The organism is Pseudomonas sp. OE 28.3 (assembly GCF_014268205.2).
Lineage (GTDB): Bacteria > Pseudomonadota > Gammaproteobacteria > Pseudomonadales > Pseudomonadaceae > Aquipseudomonas > Aquipseudomonas edaphica.
Map to the genome: position 1 here is coordinate 536,398 of NZ_CP077082.1, position 19,926 is coordinate 556,323.

Sequence of the window (19,926 nt, forward strand, 5' to 3'; positions counted from 1 at the left end):
CGGAATTTGTTTCGGGTGATGAAGAGTGCCAAGCCTATCAAGAATACGAAGATAGGGAGCAAGGGCATTCTAAGGATTACTGCCATGTAGGGTAATAAGAACGTCAATGCCAGGCCGGTTACGAGGCAAGTGACTGCAAGGCGTTTTCTCAGAATAGAGTCAGTGATCTGGTAATGCAGTAAAAGGTAAAAACCAAAGAAACAGGCTAGTTGCAGGACGATATTCATGACTCTTGAAATCTCCTTGCTTCGAGTGCCCGTGTGTTCCAGCGTTTGGCTTTGACGGCCTGGTAGAGCATGTCGATGGTGAGCGGGATTTTGCCTTTGCTGCCTCTGTCCACATGTCTCAAATACATGTCAAAGCCTCGACGCTTGAAATAGCGATTGCTCCTGTAGTCTCCGAACGTCATGCCGAAATCTTGCTTCAGTGCGGCCATCAATTTTCTAGCCTCAGAGCTGCTGCATCCGAGATCATGATTTATTGAAGTGCTGAGGCTGAGAGCTTGATGTTTGGGCAGGCCCACGTCTTCATTCACGAGCTGCAGGAGGTGACGCATGACGGGGTCGTCGGGAAAGTCGGCTGCCAGGTTAAGTGTGGGGGCGACGAGCAATGGGTGAGAGGACCTGATTCGGCTATAACGGTGCCGATCCAGATATAGGCCCGAGCCTAATAGCAACGCACCTATAGGCAGGCTTGGGAGTCGGACTTCCTGTGCCCAGTAAGGGAGCCATATTGCGCAGATCAGGCCCACAGCGAACAGTAATAAACCGACATATTTTCTAAGGTTTTTGGACCTCATTTTGTTGTCCAGGACAACGCTCACCACGATAAAAATGATCCATTGGACGTATTCCATCAACGTCTCCCTCCTCCCTGAAATTGAATGACCATTGCAGACATTGAGCGCTGAGGACCTATTCCTCCGTCTACCTGAGCTTCACTTCCGACAATCACATCACCTGCGTGATAACTGCGAATGATGTTTTTGGTGAATAGACCCACTGTGACGCCGACAACGCGTGCTACAGGTTTCGAAAGCGGGTGAAGGGGAACGCTGAAGGCCCCAGCCAGTAGCAAGGTGACGATGGTCCCGCGTTCGTTAAGCAGTTCAGCTTGTTGTCGGGTCAGTGGCTTGGAGATCGCGACTGTCATCTTGCAAGGCAAATCTCGGGCGAACATCTTTTCGTAGAGATCCACCAGTCGATAGCGCACTTCGTTTGCCGAAGTACCAGCTTCCAGCAAGCAGAGGTTTGTCAAAGCGTGCTTGTGGGTGGGTAAAACGGTAAGGCGAATCACCATGAAGGTGACGCCGTAATGGCCGATGTATTGAGTCCTTTCGATATTCACGGGTTTTTGCCGGGACAGTTGAGAGGTCACCAGTTTCGGTCATATGAAGGGAGGTTATGTAGAGGGTGAGATAGCTGTTTTAAGCAGTTTGGGAAGAGGACTACACGGGGTTTGTCTGCTTCCCACAAAGCTTTCCGGCATTTGCGATTTGACAGTGATTTTTTTGGCAACACCCAGCCAATGTGGGAGCCGGGCTTGCCCGACTCCCACAGGTTTAGCTCAGTGGTTGGCTTGGTTGGGGCTGCGTGTCGACTGCCGGTTGCAGTTGGACGTGCTGCGCTGCTTCCAGCAGATCACAGCCATCCTGCACCAGCAGATATAGGGCATTGATGATGTGGGAAATGTCTTTGAGGTCGGCGTGTTCGTAGGTCAGGCAGGTGAAGGTTTCCAGCAAGTCAGTGGCAGCGCGGATGCGCTGGTGTGCGGCGCACTGGATATCTTCGGCGGCGGCTTCGGTGTCGATGACGAGAGGGTGGGTGTCGGTGAAGTTGGTGCGTAGCTGACGATAGCGATCCATCGTTTCAGGTATTTGCATTTGAAGGTACTCGGTTTGCTGTTAGGTAACCGACATCACCGTGGCCAAACGGTGGGTGGCGGACTGTGCGCAGGTTGGCCAGCCGGAAACAGCAATCCGGCACGTCCGAAGACGTCCCACACACAGCCGCCATAACAGTGCTTTACGAGACGATAGACGTTCGCAAAGCATGTAGTGGCACTTATGTGCGCTGTTTTCGAGTGACCAAACCCGATCGCTGACTTGGCAGCGATGGGCCAAACCTTAGAAGTGGGCGTTATTTCGAGCAATAAACAGATGGTTTAAGTAGGGGGTCAGATCGTTCCCACGCTCCTGCGTGGGAATGCCTTCCGTGACGCTCTGCGTCACCACTGCCGAAGGGTAAAGCCGGGCGCGGATGGCGGGACGCGGAGCGTCCCACGCGGCATTCCCACGCAGAGCGTGAGGAACGATCAGGTGGGACGGCCATCGCCAAGCCTACAGACGCGAAGCCGCATCCAGGTCCATCAACCCGCGTCCGTAGGCTTCGCTGTTGGCATAGATCCCCGTCCGATTGGCGGTGCTGAGCAAGCGTTCGCGAACCTGCTGCGGGGTCATTTCGGGAAAGCGGCTCTGCAATGCCGCCAGGGCGCCGCTGACCAACGCGGCGGCCGGGGAAGTGCCTGCGGTCGGCCCATAGCTGCCATCTTTCTGTGTCGTCAGCAGGCCCGCTCCGCCATCGCCGCCCGGTACGGCAATACACCAGCGCGCAGCAAGCCCGCAGTAGTTGGACTTGAGGTTGATCGCGCTACCATCATTTTTGAGGGCCATGACGGCGATCCAGCCTTTTTCCAGTTCCGGCACCAAGGCAGGCAGGCCGGGTTCGGCAAGAGGCTCGCGTTTGACCTCGTTGCCGGTTGAGAACACAAAGACCGCGCCTTCAGCCACCAGGTGTTTGGCCGCCTCCAGTGAGTCGCCCATCAGGCGTTCATAGATCGGCACTTCATTGGTGTTGGCTTCAATGGGGTTTGCCCAGGAGTTACTGAAAAAGCGTGCGCCTTGGGTATGTGCCAGGCGCCAGCCCTGGGCAATTTCGCTGTCGAAATAAAACGGCTCCTTATCGTCGCCGAAGCGCATGGGGATTAACTGGGCGTTGAAGGCGATCCCGTGCATGCCTTGAGCGTTCTTGTTGGCGGCGAGAATACCGGCCATTTGCGTGCCGTGGCCCTTGATGTCGACAGTGCCAGGCTGTTGGCGAACAAAGTCGTAACCGATGTCGGCCAAGCGACCTTGGAACTCAGGTAATTCACTGTTGAGGCCTGAGTCTATCAGCGCCACTTTCACGCCTTGGCCAGTGCCGCCACGCGCATAGAGGGTGGATGCCTTGACGATAGGCAGTGCATTTGCGGAGAAGTATTCGGGCGTTTCAAAGGCATGCACGGCCAGTTGCTCGGAGGTGGGTTTCGGCGGCGTTGCACAGCCCATCAGCAGCAAGGGCATTGCGAGAAGCAAAGAAAACGGTGGCATGCGAGACATTCACGACTCCTTGTCGGGGCTTGTAATCAAGCGTGCTACTGTCTGCATTTTTGCGCGGTCTTGCTGGTTTTCTCTGTATCAGTTTGTAGCGTTTATCCCCGACCTTTTACTGATCGCTGGTCTATGTTTTTGACTCGTTCAGCGGTCAATGGAGTGACAGCTTATGCACAACACCCTCCAACAGGTCTTTGGTTATCCACAGTTTCGTTTGGGCCAGGAGGCCGCGATCAGCGCGGTGCTGGCCGGTCGTTCGGCTGCAGCTATTTTTCCCACCGGTTCCGGCAAGTCTTTGTGTTATCAGCTGTCGGCGGTGCTGTTGCCGCACCTGACGCTGGTGGTGTCGCCGCTGTTGGCGCTGATGCAGGACCAGTTGGGTTTCCTGCAGCGCCATGGCATTTGTGCTGGCAGTATCGATTCGGCGCAGAGCCGTGAAGATGCCAATGAGGTGATGGCCCGCGCGCGTTCGGGTGAGTTGAAGATTTTGATGATTTCCGTGGAGCGCTTAAAGAACGAGCGCTTCCGTAACTTCCTGCAAAGCGTACAGATTTCCTTGTTGGTGGTGGATGAGGCGCACTGTATTTCCGAATGGGGCCACAACTTCCGCCCGGACTATCTGAAGCTGCCGGACTACCAGCGCCAGTTCAATATCCCACAAGCGCTGCTGCTGACGGCTACAGCCACGCCCAAGGTGATTGCCGACATGCAGGCCAAGTTCGCCATTGCGCCGGATGATGTGATCACCACGGGCTTCTACCGGCCCAATCTCAACTTGTTGGTAGAGCCGGTGAGCGGCCACGACAAACGCCGGCGCTTGGTCGAGTGGATGAGCGCGCGGGCCAATCAGCCGAGCATCGTTTACGTCACGTTGCAAAAAACCGCCGAGCAGATTGCCGAACACCTGAACCGCAATGGCATCCAGGCCGAGGCGTATCACGCCGGGTTGCCCCACGATAAACGCGAAGGTATCCAACAGCGTTTCATGGGCGGGCGCTCCAATTGCATTGTTGCCACCATCGCGTTCGGCATGGGCATCGACAAGAGTGATATTCGCAACGTGGTGCACTTCGACCTGCCCAAGTCTATCGAGAACTACAGCCAGGAAATCGGCCGCGCCGGGCGTGATGGACAGCCGTCCGATTGCCTGGTGCTGGCCAACCGCGACAGCCTCAATGTGCTGGAAAACTTTGTGTATGGCGATACGCCGGAGCAGGAGGGCATTCGCCGTGTACTGGAGGAGTTGCAGGCGGCGCGAAGCGAGGGCCAGTGGGAGTTCCTGCTGAGGTCGCTGTCGGACCACAGCAACATCCGCGAGCTGCCGCTCAAGACGCTGCTGGTGCAGTTGGAGCTCAAGGGTGTGATCGCACCGCGTTATGCGTTTTACGCCGAATACCGCTTCAAATACCTGATCGAGCCCGAGGCGTTGCTGGCGCGGTTTTCCGGCGAGCGGCAGCAGTTTGTCGCGGCGATCATCCAGGTATGTAAACGCGCCAAAACCTGGGCGACGGTGGATTTCGATGCGCTGTACCAACAGCACAATGCCGAGCGCAGCCGGGTGGTGAAGGCGCTGGACTACTTCCAGGAACAGGGCCTGATTGAGCTGGAAAGCAAGCAGATGACCGAGGTCTACAGCCTGCTCGATACCGACTTTGATCCACGGGTGCTGAGCGCCGAGTTATACACAGGCTTCAAGCACCATGAAGTGACGGAAGTGGCGCGGATCCACGCCATGCTCGAGCTTTTTGCTACCGAGCATTGCCTGGGGCAGCGTCTGGCCAAGTACTTTGGTGATGAAAATGCCCCTCAACGCTGCGGGCATTGTTCGGTATGCCACGGCCACGTCGCACATTTGCCGCCGCCGCCGAGTTTGCCGCCACTTGTGGATAAAAACTTCATGGGGCTGTGCGGTGATTTTATCCACAGGCATCATGAACACACCACGAACCTGCCAGAAGCGGAACGGCTGGCGCGGTTTCTCGGCGGTATCAGCGTGCCGCTGTTTACCAAGCTGAAGGCGCGGGGCATACCGGGTTTTGCTGCGCTGGAGGACTACCCATACGCCGAGGTGCGTGAGTGGGCGCAAGCCCACCTGAATGATCTGTAAACCCACTTTCCAGAGAACCGCCCATGCCTGACTCAATGCCGCAACGCGCCGACTACCGTCACTTCCAGCCGATCATCACGCGTTGGCACGACAACGATGTGTATGGCCATGTGAACAACGTCACTTATTACAGCTTTTTCGACACGGCGGTGAATACCTACCTGATTGAAGAAGGTGGGCTGGATATTCATGACGGTGAGGTGGTGGGGTTTGTGGTGAGTTCGGCGTGCGATTATTTCGCCTCGATCGCGTTTCCGGATCGCCTGGATATCGGCCTGCGGGTTGGAAAGCTTGGTAACAGCTCGGTGCAATATGAGTTGGCGGTGTTCAAGGCCGGCGAGGACGAAGCCAGTGCGGCGGGGCGCTTTGTGCATGTGTTTGTGGATCGGGCATCGAACCAGCCGGTGGCAATTGCGGGGAAGTTGCGCGAGGCGTTGGAGCGGTTGGTGGTATGAGACCCTTTTTCATGCAATGAAAATCAAATGTGGGAGCTGGCTTGCCTGCGATAGCGGTGGGTCAGGACGCACATCTAACCCTGACCCACCGCTATCGCAGCGATGCGGCGACCCGACAAGCCAGCTCCCACAGGGGGCCAGCTGTGTTCTTTAGAACTTACCGATGACGGTAGTGATGCTTGTTCTTGCGATGCCCATAGGCATGCCCGCGTCCACGGTGGTCATCTCGATCGTAACGACGGTTGTCACGCCCGCGGTAGCGGCGGTCGTCGTCATCGCTCTTGTTGCCCATGTAGTTGCCCAGCGCGCCACCTGCACCACCGCCGGCTGCTGAGCCGACCAGTGCGCCGGTGCTGCCGCCCATGCTGCGGCCCACGACGTTGCCGCCGGCTGCGCCCAGTGCGCCACCAATGGCGGCTTCGCCACGGCTGCGTCTATCGGCACCCACCGCACTGCCGCCTGCGCCACCCAAGGCTGCGCCGATGGTGGAACCTGTGTTGCCGCCCAACTGCTGGCCGACAACCGAACCTAGAACCCCGCCCAATGCGCCGCCCACACCGGCTTCGGTGGTGCCACCGGCCATGGCTGCGCCACTGACCAGGCCAAGGGACAACAAGAGAATCGAGGAGAACTTCATAGAGAGACCTCAAGAGGATGACGGCGCGATCCTGAGGTTGTATCGAGGCGCTGACAATCGAAAACCGACCGGCGGTAGAGGTTGTATACAATTCGCTAAGTTGCTGTTTTGTATAGGGAACTTAAGTCGATTTTGTGAGTCTTTAGCTACTTCGGAAGGGCCGCTTTTATGCAAAAGCGGCCTTTTTTTGTGCCTGAGTAAAACTGCCGGCATTGTTCTCTTGTGGCGAGGGAGCAAGCTCGCGCTGGGTTGCGCAGCGACCCCAACATTATTACGGTCGCTACGCACCCGAGCGGGAGCAAGCTCCCTCGCCACGATGGGCTCTGCTTAGGCTGAACGGGCCATGATCAAGCCACTGTCGCTCGCCGCTTCCAGGCAAATCGCGACGAACTTCGACGTCGGCGTATGGCTGCCATCCCCGGTGCTTTCCAGCGGCACCAGCGGGTTCACTTCCGGGTAGTACGCCGCCGCCTGGCCCGCCGGAATATCAAACGCCAGCAAGGTAAAGCCCTTCACGCGGCGCTCGCGGCCATCTTCCCACAGCGACACAATGTCAGCCTTCTGACCCGGCTTGAAGCCCAGGCGGATGATGTCCGCTTCGTTGACGAACAGCACGTCACGCTGGCCTTTGACCCCACGGTAGCGGTCGTCCAGGCCATAAATGGTGGTGTTGTACTGATCGTGGGAACGCATCGATTGCATGATCAGGTCCGGCACCCGCCCTGTGGCGTGGGTGCGTTCGTGGATCAGGTCTTTGGGCAGCACGTTCGGGCGGAAATTAGCGCGGCCCGACGGCGTGTTCCAGCGGCGTGCACCGGCGGAGTTGCCCAGGTAGAAACCGCCTGGGTGTTTGATGCGTTCGTTGAAGTCCTTGAAGCCTGGGATGGTATCGGCGATCAAGTCGCGGATGCGCCCGTAGTCGGCCACCAGCCAGTTCCAGTCCACCGGCTTGCTGCCCAACGTGGCGGCGGCGATCCCGGCCAGAATCGCCGGCTCGGACTTCATCAGCTTCGACAGCGGCTGCAACTGGCCATTGGAGCCGTGCACCATGCTGAACGAGTCTTCCACTGTCACGGCTTGCGGGCCGTCGGCCTGGATATCGATGTCGGTACGGCCCAGGCACGGCAGGATCAGCGCGTCTTTGCCGTGCATCAGGTGGCTGCGGTTGAGTTTGGTGCTGATCTGCACGGTCAGGTCGCAACTGCGCAGGGCTTCAAAGGTGCGCGGGCTGTCTGGCGTGGCTTGGGCGAAGTTGCCGCCCAGGCCGATAAACACCTTGGAACGGCCTTCGAGCATGGCGTGGATCGCTTCGACCACGTTGTGGCCATTGGTACGCGGCACCTGGAACTGGAAGCGGCGCTCCAGCGAATCCAAAAACGCCACCGGCGGGCGTTCGTTGATGCCCATGGTGCGGTCGCCCTGCACGTTACTGTGGCCGCGCACCGGGCACAGCCCAGCGCCTGGGCGGCCGATGTTGCCGCGCAGCAGCATCAGGTTGGCGATTTCCTGGATGGTCGGCACCGAATGGCGATGCTGGGTAATGCCCATCGCCCAGCACATGATCACGTTTTTGCCTTTGGCGTACATGCGCGCCGCTTGCTCGATCTCGACCAGGGTGAGGCCGGACTGCGCGACGATTTCATCCCATGGGGTGTCGTCGATCTGGCCCAGGTACTCCAGCACGTTGACGCTGTGTTCATTGAGGAAGTCGTGGTCGAACACCGCCTCTTTGCCTTCGGCCTGGGCCTGGCGTTCCCACAGCAGCAGGAACTTGGCCATGCCGCGCAGGATGGCCATGTCGCCACCCAGTGCCGGGCGGAAGTACGCGGTGTTGGTCGGTTTGTCGCCGTTGGTGAGCATTTCCAGCGGGTGTTGCGGGTGCTGGAAGCGTTCCAGGCCACGCTCTTTGAGCGGGTTGATGCACACCACCTGGGCGCCACGTTTTACCGCTTCGCGCAGCGGCTCAAGCATGCGCGGGTGGTTGGTGCCGGGGTTCTGGCCCCAGACGAAAATCGCATCGGCATGTTCGAAGTCATCAAAGGTCACGGTGCCTTTGCCTACGCCCACGCTTTGCGCCAGGGCGACGCCGCTGGCTTCGTGGCACATGTTCGAGCAGTCCGGGAAATTGTTGGTGCCGTAGGCACGCACAAACAGCTGGTACAGGTACGCCGCTTCGTTGCTGGCTCGGCCCGAGGTGTAGAACTCGGCCATGTCCGGGCTTGGCAGGGCGTTGAGGTGCTTGCCGATCAGGTCAAAGGCGGCGTCCCAGCTGATGGCTTTATAGCGATCGGTCTCGGCGTCGTAGCGCATCGGCTCGGTCAGGCGGCCCTGGTATTCCAGCCAGTAGTCACTCTGCTCCAGCAGTGCAGTCACGCTGTGCTTGGCGAAGAAGGCCGCGTCCACACGGCGCTTGGTGGCTTCCCAGTTGACCGCCTTGGCGCCGTTCTCGCAGAACTTGACCATGCCGCTTTCCGGCGAGTCGCCCCAGGCGCAGCCAGGGCAGTCGAAACCGCCGTTCTGGTTGGTCTTGAGCATCATGCGCAGGTTTTTCATGGCGTTGTCGCTGGTCAGCCAGGCCTGCGCCACGCTGATCAGTGCGCCCCAGCCGCCGGCCGGGCCTTTGTAAGGCTTGTAGCGCGGAGTCGGGGTTTGGTCGGCTTGGTGATGCAGGCTCATGGCTGGTTCTCCATCGCAGGGCTGTAGACCCGCGGCGCACTTTTCTGCGGCAGGTGGATGAGATTGAGGTTGTGCCGGCGCGCCCATTGCAGGGCCAGGCCGGTGGGCGACGACAGGCTGACCAGGGTCTGGATGCCTGCGCGCAAGACTTTCTGGATCAATTCGAGGCTGCAGCGGCTGGTGACAATGGCCAGGCCGCCGTCGGTCGGAATTTTTTGGCGGATCAGCGCGCCGATCAATTTATCCAGGGCGTTATGTCGGCCGATGTCTTCGCGGCCCATCAGCAACTCGCCCTGGTTATTCATAAAGATCGCCGCATGCACCGCGCCGCTGTACTGGCCCAAGGGCTGAAACGCGCTGATGCGTTGGCGCAGGCCGTCGAGCCATTCGGCGGGCGGCAAGGGCGCACCGGCCAGCACTTGCAGGTCCGGCAAGGCTTGTTCTACGGCCTCTACGCCGCACAGGCCGCAGCCGCTGGTGCCGGCCAACTGGCGGCGTTGCTGCTTGAGGTTCCAGAAGGCGCGGCTGGAAATCTGTACGTGAGCGTATTGGGCAGAGCCCGTGCCGCTGAGTTTTAGATCATAAATATCGCTAACGTCGGCGATAATGCCGCTGCCGATGCTGAAGCCGACGATAAAGTCTTCCAGGTCGGTGGGCGTCACCAGCATCACCGCCTGGCTGATGTCGTTGTAGGCAATCGCCAACGCCACTTCTTCGGCCAATGCAGTGCTGGCAATTTCAGTGTGTTCCAGATTGCAAAACTGGTAGCTCTGGCTGGCGGCCGGCGCGGGCGTTTCGAGGGCAGGCGCCGCGCAGACTGGGCGCTTGGCGTTCATGGGGCAGTACCACCGAGGGAATGATCAATGTTTAGACTAGGCGCGACAAAGGGTCGCGTCTAATCGGCTGTACTGATCTATTGATAGATGGCGTCGATCAAGGCGCGTGTTGCGGGCTTATTCCTGGCAGCGCGCAGGCTAGCGTGTTTGGGTCTTTGACGTGCCTGGAACCCAAGACTGCAGGACTGGTCTAGTCTTGGGCATCTGGAACTTAAACCCCAAGGAGAGCGCACCATGAGTATTTTTAGCTTTGTTAAGGAAGCAGGCGAGAAGTTGATTGACCTGTTGACGCCGGGTAATGCCAATGCTGGCGAAGAGTTGAAAAAGCATATCGAAGCGGTAGGGCTGGGTAACCCGAACGTTCACGCCACCGTAGACGGTGACAAGGTGACGATCACCGGTGAAGTTGCCAGTCAGGAAGAGAAAGAAAAAATCCTTCTGGCGGCGGGTAATATCGCCGGTGTTGCCAGCGTGGATGACCAGATTACTGTGTCCGGCCCCGCGGTCACGGCCGCTCGTTTTGTTGTGGTGAAGAAAGGCGACACCCTCAGCGCGATTTCCCTGGCGGTGTACGGCAATGCCAACCAGTACAACAAAATCTTCGAGGCCAACAAGCCGCTGCTTAAAGATGTAAACAAAATTTACCCAGGCCAGACACTGCGTATTCCTGAGTAATACACAGGCATAACTGTGGGAGCAGGTATATGTGGGAGCTGGCTTGCCTGCGATAGCATCACCTCGGTATCACTGATACACCGAGGTGCCTGCATCGCGGGCAAGCCCAGCTCCCACACTGGCCAGCTCCCACATTCACATTCCCACATTTACATTAGAGCCCGGCAATCAGATCTCGGTAATCATCGACTGCCGCAAACTCCCCTGTGTCCTTTGGCCCTTTCTTACTGTCCGGCTCTTTGACCGCCAGCAAATGCCCCACGCCAAACTCGCGCGCACTGCGCAGGATCGGCAAGGTGTCATCAATAAACAGGCTGCGGGCCGGGTCGAACTGGATGTCGGCTTGCAACGCATCCCAGAATTGCCGGTGTTCCTTGGCGAAACCGTAGTCGTGGGAACTGATCAACCGCTCGAAATACGGCGCCAGTTCAATGCGCTCCAACTTCAATGACAGCGAATCACGATGGGCGTTGGTGATCAAAATCACACGCTTGCCGGCCTGTTTGATCGCCGCCAGAAAGGTGTCCGCGTCCGGGCGCAGGGCGATCAGGTGGGCGGTTTCCAGTTTGAGTTCGCGCACCGGAATGTTCAGCTCGGCACTCCAGAAATCCAGGCAATACCATTGCAACCGTCCGGCGTTACGCTCGAACAGCGGCTGCAACTCCATGTCGGCCATGGCCCGGCTCACCCCGTGCAAATCGGCGTAACGCTGGGGCAGGTGCTCCATCCAGAAGTGGTTGTCGAAGTGCAGGTCGAGCAAGGTGCCGTCCATGTCCAGCAGGACGGTGTCGATGGCGTGCCAGGGCAAAGAGGGCATGGGGCGTTCTCATGTAAGTAAAGATATCCGACACAGACAATCGGAAAAGCCACGGTATAGTAACCCGATCACGCCAAGGAGCCGCTTATGCGCCAGAAACCCACCGTCCTCGCCCGCGAAATAGTCGCCAGTAGCCGTTTGTTCCGCGTGGAGGAAGTGCAATTGCGCTTTTCCAATGGCGTTGAACGGACCTACGAGCGCCTGGTAGGCCGCGGTGCCGGTTACGGCGCGGTGATGATCGTGGCGATGATCGATGCCGACCACGCGTTGCTGGTGGAAGAGTACTGCGGCGGTACCGACGAATATGAATTGTCGTTGCCCAAGGGCCTGATCGAACCTGGCGAGGACGTACTGGCGGCGGCCAACCGCGAGCTCAAGGAGGAGGCCGGTTATGGCGCGCGCCAGTTGGAGCACATTACCGAACTGTCCTTGTCGCCTGGCTATATGAGCCAGAAAATCCAGGTGGTGCTGGCCACCGAGCTGTATGAAGAGCGCCTGGAAGGCGATGAACCTGAGCCCATGCGTGTGGAGCGCGTCAACCTGCGCGAGCTGTCGATGCTGGCGCAAAACGAGCAGTTCAGTGAAGGCCGTGCATTGGCGGCCCTGTATTTGGTACGAGACCTGTTGACCCAGCGTGGAGCTTTTGTCGCATGAGCGAACTGTTTTTAGGCCATCCGTTTATTGCCCCTGTGATCGAGCTGGCACGCCAGGCAGGTGAAGTCATCCTGCCGTATTGGCGTGCGGACGTAGCGGTCACCGCCAAGGCGGATGATTCACCGGTGACGGCGGCCGACCTGGCGGCTCACCATCTGATCCTGGCGGGCCTTACCGCTCTGGACCCGAGCATCCCGGTGCTGTCCGAAGAAGACGCCGATATCGACCAGAACGTGCGCGCCGGCTGGCAGCGCTGGTGGTTGGTGGACCCGCTGGATGGCACCAAGGAGTTTATTTCCGGCAGCGAAGAATTTACCGTCAACATTGCGTTGATCGAGCAAGGCCGCGTGGTGTTTGGCGTGGTGTCGATGCCCACCAGTGGCCGTTGCTACTTCGGTGGCGCGGGCCTGGGCGCGTGGCGCTCGGACGTGAGTGAGGCGCCCAAGCAGATCCAGGTACGCCAGACCCCGGCGGCCGGCGAGGCGTTTACCGTGGTAGCCAGCCGCCGCCATAGCAGCCCGGAACAGGAACGCCTGCTCAGTGGCTTGAGCGAAGGTTTGGGTGAGCTGAAATTGGCGAATATTGGCAGCTCGCTGAAGTTCTGCCTGTTGGCCGAAGGCAGTGCCGATTGCTATCCGCGTCTGGCGCCGACGTCGCAGTGGGACACGGCCGCAGCCCAGGGTGTGCTGGAAGGGGCGGGTGGTGAAGTGTTGGAGTTGAGTGGCGCGCCGTTCAGCTATCCGGCGCGGGCTTCGTTGTTAAACCCGTTCTTTCTGGCGTTGCCGGCCAAGGCAGCGTGGCGCGAGCGCCTGCTGACCCTGGCCCGTTCTTAAGGCCACAACAGGTCAAAATGTGGGAGCTGGCTTGCCTGCGATAGCGGTGTATCAGTCGATAGTTGATTCGACTGACACTGCCTCATCGCAGGCAAGCCAGCTCCCACAGTTGGTTTTGTGTTGTGACGGTTAGCGGTGCAGGACGTATTGGCCAGTGAAGGCTACAGCCCGCTCCTCACTGCCCTCATTCACAATCCACGTCTCCAACGCCAACCGCGCCCGGCCATAGCGTTTGTATGTCGCCACAAAGCGCTTCCACACCTTGTCTTCCGGCGCCGCGCAAATAGCGATCGCATCCTGAGTCACTGGCAGTGGATAACTGATCTGCCCTTCCTGAATCACGATATGCCCGTCTTCGACACCTTCTTCGCGCAGTTTCAGGTGCAGCCAACCCCAACCCGCCAATACGGCGCCGCAATAGAGGCTGCCGCCAAACATGGTGCTCTTGTGGTTGATATTGGCCTGTAAGGGCAGGTGCAGCTGCAATTGGCTGTGTTGCCAGCCGAGCACCTTGAGGCCCATTTCCCGGGTGAGGGGGATGTCGTGGTGAAGGATCGATTCCAGGTAGCGGCTGTCGCGGTTCATGGCGGTCTCTTGGCGGGTCATTCGTCGTCGGCGCTGTGGCTGGCGCTGTCGGCGAAGTTCAGGCCGTGCTTGCGCAGTTTGTCGTGCAGGGTTTTGCGCGGGATGCCCAGGGCTTCGGCGAGGCTGCGCACCGAGCTGTGGGGGCGGGTCAGCTCGGCGGCGATCAGGCTTTTTTCGAACTGCTCGACCTGATCGCTCAAACCGCCAGAGGTTGACGTCAGCACGCCCGCGGCGGGGTTGTCCGCCGTGGCGTCCAGTGCCAGTTCGAGCCCAAGGGCAAAGCGCTCGGCTGCATTTTGCAGTTCGCGCACATTGCCCGGCCAGCTGTGGCGCAACAGCAGGGCACGTTGGCCCGGTTGCAGCTCGTGCAACGGCAGGCCGTGGCGACTGCTGGCTTCGTCGGCAAAATGCTGGAACAACATCAGTGCGTCTTCACCGCGCTCGCGCAGTGGCGGAATGCGCAGCGGCGCGACGTTGAGACGGTAGTACAAGTCGGCCCTGAAGCGTCCCTGGTCGGCGGACTGGCGCAGGTCTTCCTTGGTGGCGGCGATGATGCGGATATCCAGCGGGATCAGCTGATTGCCACCCAAACGCTCGACCACTCGCTCCTGCAACAAACGCAGCAATTTGACCTGCACATCCAGGCTCATGCTTTCGATTTCATCGAGGAACAGCGTGCCGCCATTGGCGAACTCGAACTTGCCGATGCGGCGTTTCTGCGCGCCGGTAAAGGCGCCCGGCTCATGGCCGAACAGTTCGCTTTCGACCACCGATTCTGCCAGGGCGCCGGCGTTGATCGCCACAAAAGGCCCACTGCGGCGGCTCGACAGGTCATGGAGGGCGCGGGCCACCACTTCTTTGCCGGCGCCGGTTTCGCCGAGGATCAACACATCGGCGCGGGTTGCCGCCAGGGCGCCGATCTGCTCGCGCAAGCGCAGCATCTGCGGCGAATGCCCGACCAGGCGCGTGCTCAGTTGCTGGCGATCACTGAGGGCCAGGCGCAGGCTGCGGTTATCCAGCACCAGGCGGCGCAGGGCCAACGCGCGGCGCACACTGTCGAGCAGGGCATCACTGGCGAACGGTTTTTCGAGGAAGTCATAGGCCCCGGCGCGCATGGCTTGCACCGCCAGCGGCACATCGCCGTGGCCGGTTATCAGCAGCACCGGCAAGTCCGGGTCCTGGCCGTGCAGTTCAGCCAGCAGCTCCAGGCCGTCCATGCCGGGCATGCGGATATCGCTGACCACCACGCCCGGCCAATCGCGGGACAGGCGCGCCGTGAGGCCCGTGGCTTCGCCCAGAGTCAGGACTTTCAGCCCGGCCAGGTCCAGGGTCTGGCACAGAGCCTGACGCAAGTGTGGATCGTCGTCGATCAACACCACCTGGATCTGGTTATCGATACTCATACACTGCGGTCCTCGGACGGTTGCAGACTCACGCCCGGCGAGCCGGCACGCAATTTCAGGGTTAACAGTGCGCCACCTTCCTTGTGGTTGGCGAACAACAATTCGCCGCCAAAGGCACGCATCAAGGTGTCACAGATCGCCAGGCCCAACCCCAAACCCTGGGTGCGGGTCTTGGTGGTGTAGAACGGCTCGCTGGCGCGGCCCAGGGCTTCCATGCAAAAACCTGGGCCGTTGTCGCGAATGTACAGGTTGACGCCCTGTTCGGTGGTTTGGGCACTCAGCCACAGTTTGCGCGGCGGGCCTTTTTCGGTGAGGGCGTCGAGGGCGTTGGCCAGCAGGTTGCCGAGCACCTGGCGCAGGCGGGTTTCGCCGGCTTGCACCCACAAGGTCGCCTCGGGCAAGTCGCGGATCAACTCGACTTCCATCGAGCGCCGCCGTTTGGCCAGCAACGCCAGGGCATCGTCGAGTGCCGGTTGCAGGGCTACGCTTTCCGGGGCGTGGCGGTCGCGGCGGGCGAAGGCGCGCAAGTGCGCGATGATCGAGGCCATGCGCCCGGTCAGTTCGCTGATCAGCTTGAGATTGCCACGGGCGTCGTTGGTACGTTCGTGGTCGAGCAGGATCTCGGCGTTTTCCGCGTAGCTACGGATCGCCGCCAGCGGCTGGTTGAGTTCGTGGCTGATACTCGCCGACATGGTGCCCAGCGCCGACAGCTTGCCGGCCTGCACCAGGTCATCCTGGGCGCGCACCAGTTCCTGCTGGGCGTGCTCACGCTCCAGCACCTCCTGTTTGAGGCGGCGGTTAAGGCCTTCGAGGTCGCTGGTGCGCTCGATCACACGCGCTTCCAGTTCGCGGCGGGCCTTGGCTTCGAAGGCGATGCGCTCCAGGTAGTGGCGACGGCGCTGCATCATCAAACCCAGCAGCAACATCAGCACCAACAGCGTCGCGCCGCCAACGGCCACTACGGTGCGCACCGGGCGATTGATCAGCGAGCGCGGTGCAAGAATTTCCACGGTCCAGCCGGTCTCGGCGATGGCCGTGGATTGGCGCAGCCATGCCGTGGTGCTCAACGCCAGCGGTTGCGGGTCGCGGGTCGGGTAGGGCTGGATGGCGATGATTGCCTGGCGCTCTTGCGCCGTGAGCGGCCGGGTCGCCCGGAAGCGCCATTGCGGGCGTGAGGTGAGGATGACCACGCCGTTGTGGTCGGTCACCAGCAGTTGCTCGGGGGTTTTGCCCCATAGGCTTTCGGTGTGGTCCAGGTCAACCTTGACCACCAGCACGCCAATTATTTTGGCGCCATCGCGTACAGCGGCGGCGAAGAAGTAGCCGCGTTTGGCCGAGGTGGTGCCCAGGCCGAAAAACCGTCCCAGGCGCCCGGCCATGGCTTCGCTGAAATAGGGCCGGAACGAGAAGTTACGGTCGACAAAACTGTCCTGCTTGTCCCAGTTGGAGGCGGCGAGGGTCTTGCCGGTGGTGTCCATCAGGTACATCACTTCCACCCCGGCCTGGGCGGCAACGTCCTTGAGCAGCAGGTTGGCGTTGGTCAGGTTGGCGCTGACCTGAGGCGCATCCAGCGCGGTGCGCAGGGCCGGCAAGTCACCGAGGATCTGCGGCAGCACTTCATAGCGGTGCAGGGTGCCGAGGAGGTTGGCGACGTACAGGTCGAGGGTCTGACGGTTTTGCCCGGCGAGTTCGCTGCGGTAATAGCGCTCGGCCAGATGCTCCAGCGGCCACAGCAGCGGTGCCAGGCACAACGCCAATAAGGCGAGGCTGCGCCAGCGAGGTCTACGCGGGAGGGGTGGAGTCATGGGAGTCATGCGCCTGTGGGAACAGGCGCATTATGCCTAGGGCCGGCGTGCAAGGCACTCGCCGGTCATGCAAACAGATCGGCGTCTGCCAATGCCTTGCCGTTCTGATCCTTGGCGGACAAGGTCGGTGCGCCCTCAAACTGCCAGTCAATATTGAGTTCCGGGTCGTCCCAGCGAATACAACGCTCTGCCGAAGGCGTGTAGTAATCGGTGGTTTTGTAAAGGAACTCGGCAGAGTCGCTGAGCACCACAAAACCATGGGGTCGAGGATCAATACTTCGGGCAACTCCGTAGCGATCACACTCATCGGTTGCACTCGCCGGGTGAACAGGTCGTGTGATCAAAACCTTATGCGATCAGGTCTTTTGGGTCGGTATTGCCCAGGCGCTCGCCTTGATAGCTGCCGTCCTGGACCCTGCGGCACCAGTCCAGGTTATCGAGGTACCACTGCACGGTTTTGCGCAGGCCGGTTTCAAAGGTTTCTTCCGGAACCCAGCCCAGCTCGTTTTCGATCTTGCTCGCGTCGATCGCGTAGCGCTGGTCGTGGCCTGGGCGGTCTTTGACGAAGGTGATCAGGTCGGTGAACTTCTCCACACCGGCCGGGCGTTGTGGCGCCAGTTCTTCGAGCAGGCCGCAGATGCCGCGTACCACGTCGATGTTCTTTTGCTCGTTGTGACCGCCGATGTTGTAGGTCTCGCCGACCACACCTTCGGTGACCACTTTCAACAAGGCGCGGGCGTGGTCTTCGACGAACAGCCAGTCGCGGACCTGCAGGCCGTCGCCGTAGACCGGCAGTGGCTTGCCGGCGAGGGCGTTGAGGATGACCAGCGGGATCAGTTTCTCGGGGAAGTGGAACGGCCCGTAGTTGTTTGAGCAGTTGGTCAGCAGCACCGGCAAGCCATAGGTGCGCTGCCAGGCGCGGACCAGGTGGTCGGAGGCGGCTTTACTGGCCGAATACGGCGAGCTGGGTGCGTAAGGCGTGGTTTCGGTGAACAAGTCATCCACGCCGTGGAGGTCGCCGTACACTTCGTCGGTGGAAATATGGTGGAAACGGAACGCGCTCTTGGCCGGTTCTTCCAGGGTCTGCCAATAGGCGCGGGTGGCTTCCAGCAGGCTGTAGGTGCCGACGATGTTGGTCTGGATAAAGTCCGAGGGGCCATCAATGGAACGGTCGACGTGCGACTCGGCGGCCAGGTGCATGATGGCCTGCGGCTCAAAGCGCGCCAGCACGGAGCTGACGGCGGCCTGGTCGATGATGTCGGCCTGCACGAACTCATAGCGGCTGTTGGCGGCGATGCTGGTGAGTGACTCCAGGTTGCCGGCGTAGGTGAGTTTGTCCAGGTTGAGCACTTCGTGCTCGGTGTGTTGAATCAAGTGACGAACCAGGGCAGAACCGATGAAGCCGGCGCCGCCGGTGATGAGAATGCGCATTCAGAGAGCCTTTTTTCCAAGACAGACATTAAGCCAGAGCATAGCTTGAGTTACGCGGCGGGGCGGCGCAAGCATACTCGGGTGAAGAAGGGTTGCCTTGATCGCCTGCGCGAGTTGGGTTTCCATGCTGCGGACCGGCGACTACCTCAAAATCCTCAAGATCAAGCCGCCGATGGTGGCGTCTAAACGCAGCGTGGATTTCTTTGTCGACATGTTGTCGAAGGTGCTCGATGAGCAACTATAGGTAGTCGATTGTTATCGACTAAGGCTTGTCATACTTGTCGGCTATGATCTTTTATCACTTCTAAAGCCGATTTTTATCCGTTATAAAGTCGACCTTCACCCCATTCGGAGTCCTGAACGCCATGACCACCCTGCACAGCACACCTCGCGCCGATGGCTTCTACATGCCTGCCGAATGGGCGCCACAAACCCAAACCTGGATGATCTGGCCCGAGCGCCCGGACAACTGGCGCCTGGGCGGCAAGCCGGCGCAGGCGGCCCATGTGGCGGTGGCCAAGGCCATTGCGCGCTTTGAACCGGTGACCGTCGTAGTGTCTGCCGGCCAGTACGAGAACGCCCGTGCGCGCCTGGATGTGCCCAATATCCGCGTGGTGGAAATGTCCAACGACGACGCCTGGGTGCGCGACACCGGCCCGACCTTTGTGATCAATAACAGCGGCGAAGTGCGCGGCGTGAACTGGGATTTCAACGCCTGGGGCGGCTTTGACGGCGGCCTGTATGCGCCGTGGAGCCGCGATTCGCAGGTGGGCGGAAAGATCCTCGAGATCGAACGTGCGCCGCGCTACCGCACCGAAGGCTTCGTGCTGGAAGGCGGTTCGATCCATGTCGACGGCGAAGGCACCGTGATCACCACCGAAGAATGCCTGTTGAACCGCAACCGCAACCCGCATCTGGACCGCGCGGCGATCGAAGCGGTGCTGCGTGACAATTTGGCGGTGGATAAAGTCATCTGGTTGCCGGACGGCCTGTTCAACGACGAAACCGACGGCCATGTGGATAACTTCTGCTGCTACGTGCGCCCCGGCGAAGTGTTGCTGGCCTGGAACGATGACCCGCAAGACCCTAACTACGCGCGCTGCCACGCCGCCATGGCGGTGCTGCAAAGCAGCACGGACGCTAAAGGCCGCCCGTTCACAGTGCATAAAATGCCGATCCCAGGCCCGTTGTACGCCACCGAAGAAGAATGCGCCGGTGTCGATCCGGTAGACGGCTCGCAGGAGCGTAATCCTACTGTGCGCCTGGCGGGTTCCTACGTGAACTTCCTGATCGTTAACGGCGGTATCATCGCGCCAAGCTTCGACGACCCGCTGGACAGCCAGGCCAAAGAGATCCTGCAGAACCTGTTCCCGCAGCACGAAGTGGTGATGGTGCCGGGCCGTGAACTGTTACTGGGCGGCGGCAATATCCATTGCCTGACCCAACAACAGCCTGCACCGCACAAAAACTGAGTGCGGTTGTAACAGCGTTTGAGTGAACGCCGAGCGCTACTTGTTTATAGCGCTTGCAGCAAGCCCGCAGCCTGGCTAGGTTGCGGGCTTTTTTGTGTCCGAATGCCTATAAACACGGGACATTGGCATAGCTCTTGTATCGGTGTTGCCACAGTGTCCCAAGGTGATGA

At 60.0% G+C, this 19,926-nt stretch carries 18 protein-coding genes and 1 pseudogene; 6 read left to right on the forward strand and 13 right to left on the reverse strand.

The window, feature by feature from the left end:
* Positions 1–223: 223 nt before the first annotated feature.
* The 4 genes from HU759_RS02330 to HU759_RS02345 form a co-directional block, all read right to left on the reverse strand.
* The gene (locus tag HU759_RS02330) at positions 224–856 is read right to left on the reverse strand and encodes a DUF1493 family protein (RefSeq protein ID WP_225933021.1); all 633 of its coding nucleotides are present in this window, start codon (positions 854–856) and stop codon (positions 224–226) included.
* Entirely contained in the window at positions 856–1,377 is a 522-nt protein-coding gene (locus HU759_RS02335; protein WP_225933022.1) for a hypothetical protein, read from the reverse strand. Before HU759_RS02335 ends, HU759_RS02330 begins: the two co-directional genes overlap by 1 nt.
* A 184-nt stretch (positions 1,378–1,561) precedes the next feature.
* Positions 1,562–1,882 (reverse strand): hypothetical protein, encoded by a 321-nt coding sequence (locus tag HU759_RS02340; protein ID WP_058422612.1) that lies wholly within the window; start codon positions 1,880–1,882, stop codon positions 1,562–1,564.
* 456 nt (positions 1,883–2,338) lie between these two features.
* Positions 2,339–3,367 carry a S8 family peptidase gene (locus HU759_RS02345; protein WP_186617986.1) on the reverse strand — a complete coding sequence of 343 codons (1,029 nt, stop codon included), beginning with the start codon at positions 3,365–3,367 and terminating at the stop codon, positions 2,339–2,341.
* A 172-nt stretch (positions 3,368–3,539) separates the two neighbouring features.
* On the opposite strand from HU759_RS02345, the gene HU759_RS02350 reads away from it, so the two are divergent.
* Together HU759_RS02350 and HU759_RS02355 are read left to right on the forward strand one after the other, a co-directional pair.
* Complete coding sequence (locus tag HU759_RS02350) at positions 3,540–5,477, forward strand: RecQ family ATP-dependent DNA helicase (RefSeq protein WP_170039539.1); 1,938 nt, start codon at positions 3,540–3,542, stop codon at positions 5,475–5,477.
* Between the two features lie 23 nt (positions 5,478–5,500).
* Positions 5,501–5,932, forward strand: coding sequence for a thioesterase family protein (locus HU759_RS02355; protein ID WP_017135378.1), 432 nt, complete (start codon positions 5,501–5,503; stop codon positions 5,930–5,932).
* 157 nt (positions 5,933–6,089) lie between these two features.
* On the opposite strand, the gene HU759_RS02360 is transcribed toward HU759_RS02355, so the two are convergent.
* The 3 genes from HU759_RS02360 to fdhD form a co-directional block, all read right to left on the reverse strand.
* Positions 6,090–6,569 (reverse strand): YMGG-like glycine zipper-containing protein, encoded by a 480-nt coding sequence (locus tag HU759_RS02360; RefSeq protein ID WP_017135379.1) that lies wholly within the window; start codon positions 6,567–6,569, stop codon positions 6,090–6,092.
* Between the two features lie 327 nt (positions 6,570–6,896).
* A complete protein-coding gene (locus HU759_RS02365) occupies positions 6,897–9,245 on the reverse strand; it encodes an FdhF/YdeP family oxidoreductase (protein WP_170039542.1) in 2,349 nt (782 codons plus the stop codon).
* Positions 9,242–10,081 carry a formate dehydrogenase accessory sulfurtransferase FdhD gene (gene fdhD, locus HU759_RS02370; RefSeq protein ID WP_186617982.1) on the reverse strand — a complete coding sequence of 280 codons (840 nt, stop codon included), beginning with the start codon at positions 10,079–10,081 and terminating at the stop codon, positions 9,242–9,244. Before fdhD ends, HU759_RS02365 begins: the two co-directional genes overlap by 4 nt.
* A 234-nt stretch (positions 10,082–10,315) precedes the next feature.
* On the opposite strand from fdhD, the gene lysM reads away from it, so the two are divergent.
* Positions 10,316–10,756 carry a peptidoglycan-binding protein LysM gene (lysM, locus tag HU759_RS02375; protein WP_017135382.1) on the forward strand — a complete coding sequence of 147 codons (441 nt, stop codon included), beginning with the start codon at positions 10,316–10,318 and terminating at the stop codon, positions 10,754–10,756.
* Positions 10,757–10,910: 154 nt separating this feature from the next.
* Here the strand turns inward: lysM and yrfG are convergent, their stop codons facing one another.
* Positions 10,911–11,573, reverse strand: coding sequence for a GMP/IMP nucleotidase (yrfG, locus tag HU759_RS02380; RefSeq protein ID WP_170039544.1), 663 nt, complete (start codon positions 11,571–11,573; stop codon positions 10,911–10,913).
* Positions 11,574–11,660: 87 nt separating this feature from the next.
* On the opposite strand from yrfG, the gene nudE reads away from it, so the two are divergent.
* A complete protein-coding gene (gene nudE / locus HU759_RS02385; RefSeq protein ID WP_017135384.1) occupies positions 11,661–12,227 on the forward strand; it encodes an ADP compounds hydrolase NudE in 567 nt (188 codons plus the stop codon).
* Positions 12,224–13,060, forward strand: coding sequence for a 3'(2'),5'-bisphosphate nucleotidase CysQ (gene cysQ, locus HU759_RS02390; RefSeq protein WP_017135385.1), 837 nt, complete (start codon positions 12,224–12,226; stop codon positions 13,058–13,060). Before nudE ends, cysQ begins: the two co-directional genes overlap by 4 nt.
* A 129-nt stretch (positions 13,061–13,189) precedes the next feature.
* Here the strand turns inward: cysQ and HU759_RS02395 are convergent, their stop codons facing one another.
* The 5 genes and pseudogenes from HU759_RS02395 to rfbB all read right to left on the reverse strand — a co-directional run bounded on the left by HU759_RS02395 (position 13,190) and on the right by rfbB (position 18,284).
* Positions 13,190–13,645, reverse strand: coding sequence for a thioesterase domain-containing protein (locus HU759_RS02395; RefSeq protein WP_017135386.1), 456 nt, complete (start codon positions 13,643–13,645; stop codon positions 13,190–13,192).
* Positions 13,646–13,662: 17 nt separating this feature from the next.
* Entirely contained in the window at positions 13,663–15,048 is a 1,386-nt protein-coding gene (locus HU759_RS02400) for a sigma-54 dependent transcriptional regulator (RefSeq protein WP_017135387.1), read from the reverse strand.
* Positions 15,045–16,853, reverse strand: a complete 1,809-nt coding sequence (locus HU759_RS02405) for an ATP-binding protein (RefSeq protein ID WP_017135388.1) — start codon at positions 16,851–16,853, stop codon at positions 15,045–15,047. Before HU759_RS02405 ends, HU759_RS02400 begins: the two co-directional genes overlap by 4 nt.
* Before the next feature lie 65 nt (positions 16,854–16,918).
* Positions 16,919–17,113, reverse strand: a pseudogene (locus HU759_RS02410) (dTDP-4-dehydrorhamnose 3,5-epimerase family protein); the annotation flags it as partial.
* 88 nt (positions 17,114–17,201) lie between these two features.
* On the reverse strand, positions 17,202–18,284 hold the full coding sequence (gene rfbB / locus HU759_RS02415; protein WP_017135390.1) for a dTDP-glucose 4,6-dehydratase: 1,083 nt from the start codon (positions 18,282–18,284) through the stop codon (positions 17,202–17,204).
* A 365-nt stretch (positions 18,285–18,649) separates the two neighbouring features.
* On the opposite strand from rfbB, the gene aguA reads away from it, so the two are divergent.
* Positions 18,650–19,756, forward strand: a complete 1,107-nt coding sequence (gene aguA / locus HU759_RS02420) for an agmatine deiminase (protein WP_170039546.1) — start codon at positions 18,650–18,652, stop codon at positions 19,754–19,756.
* Positions 19,757–19,926: the final 170 nt, after the last annotated feature.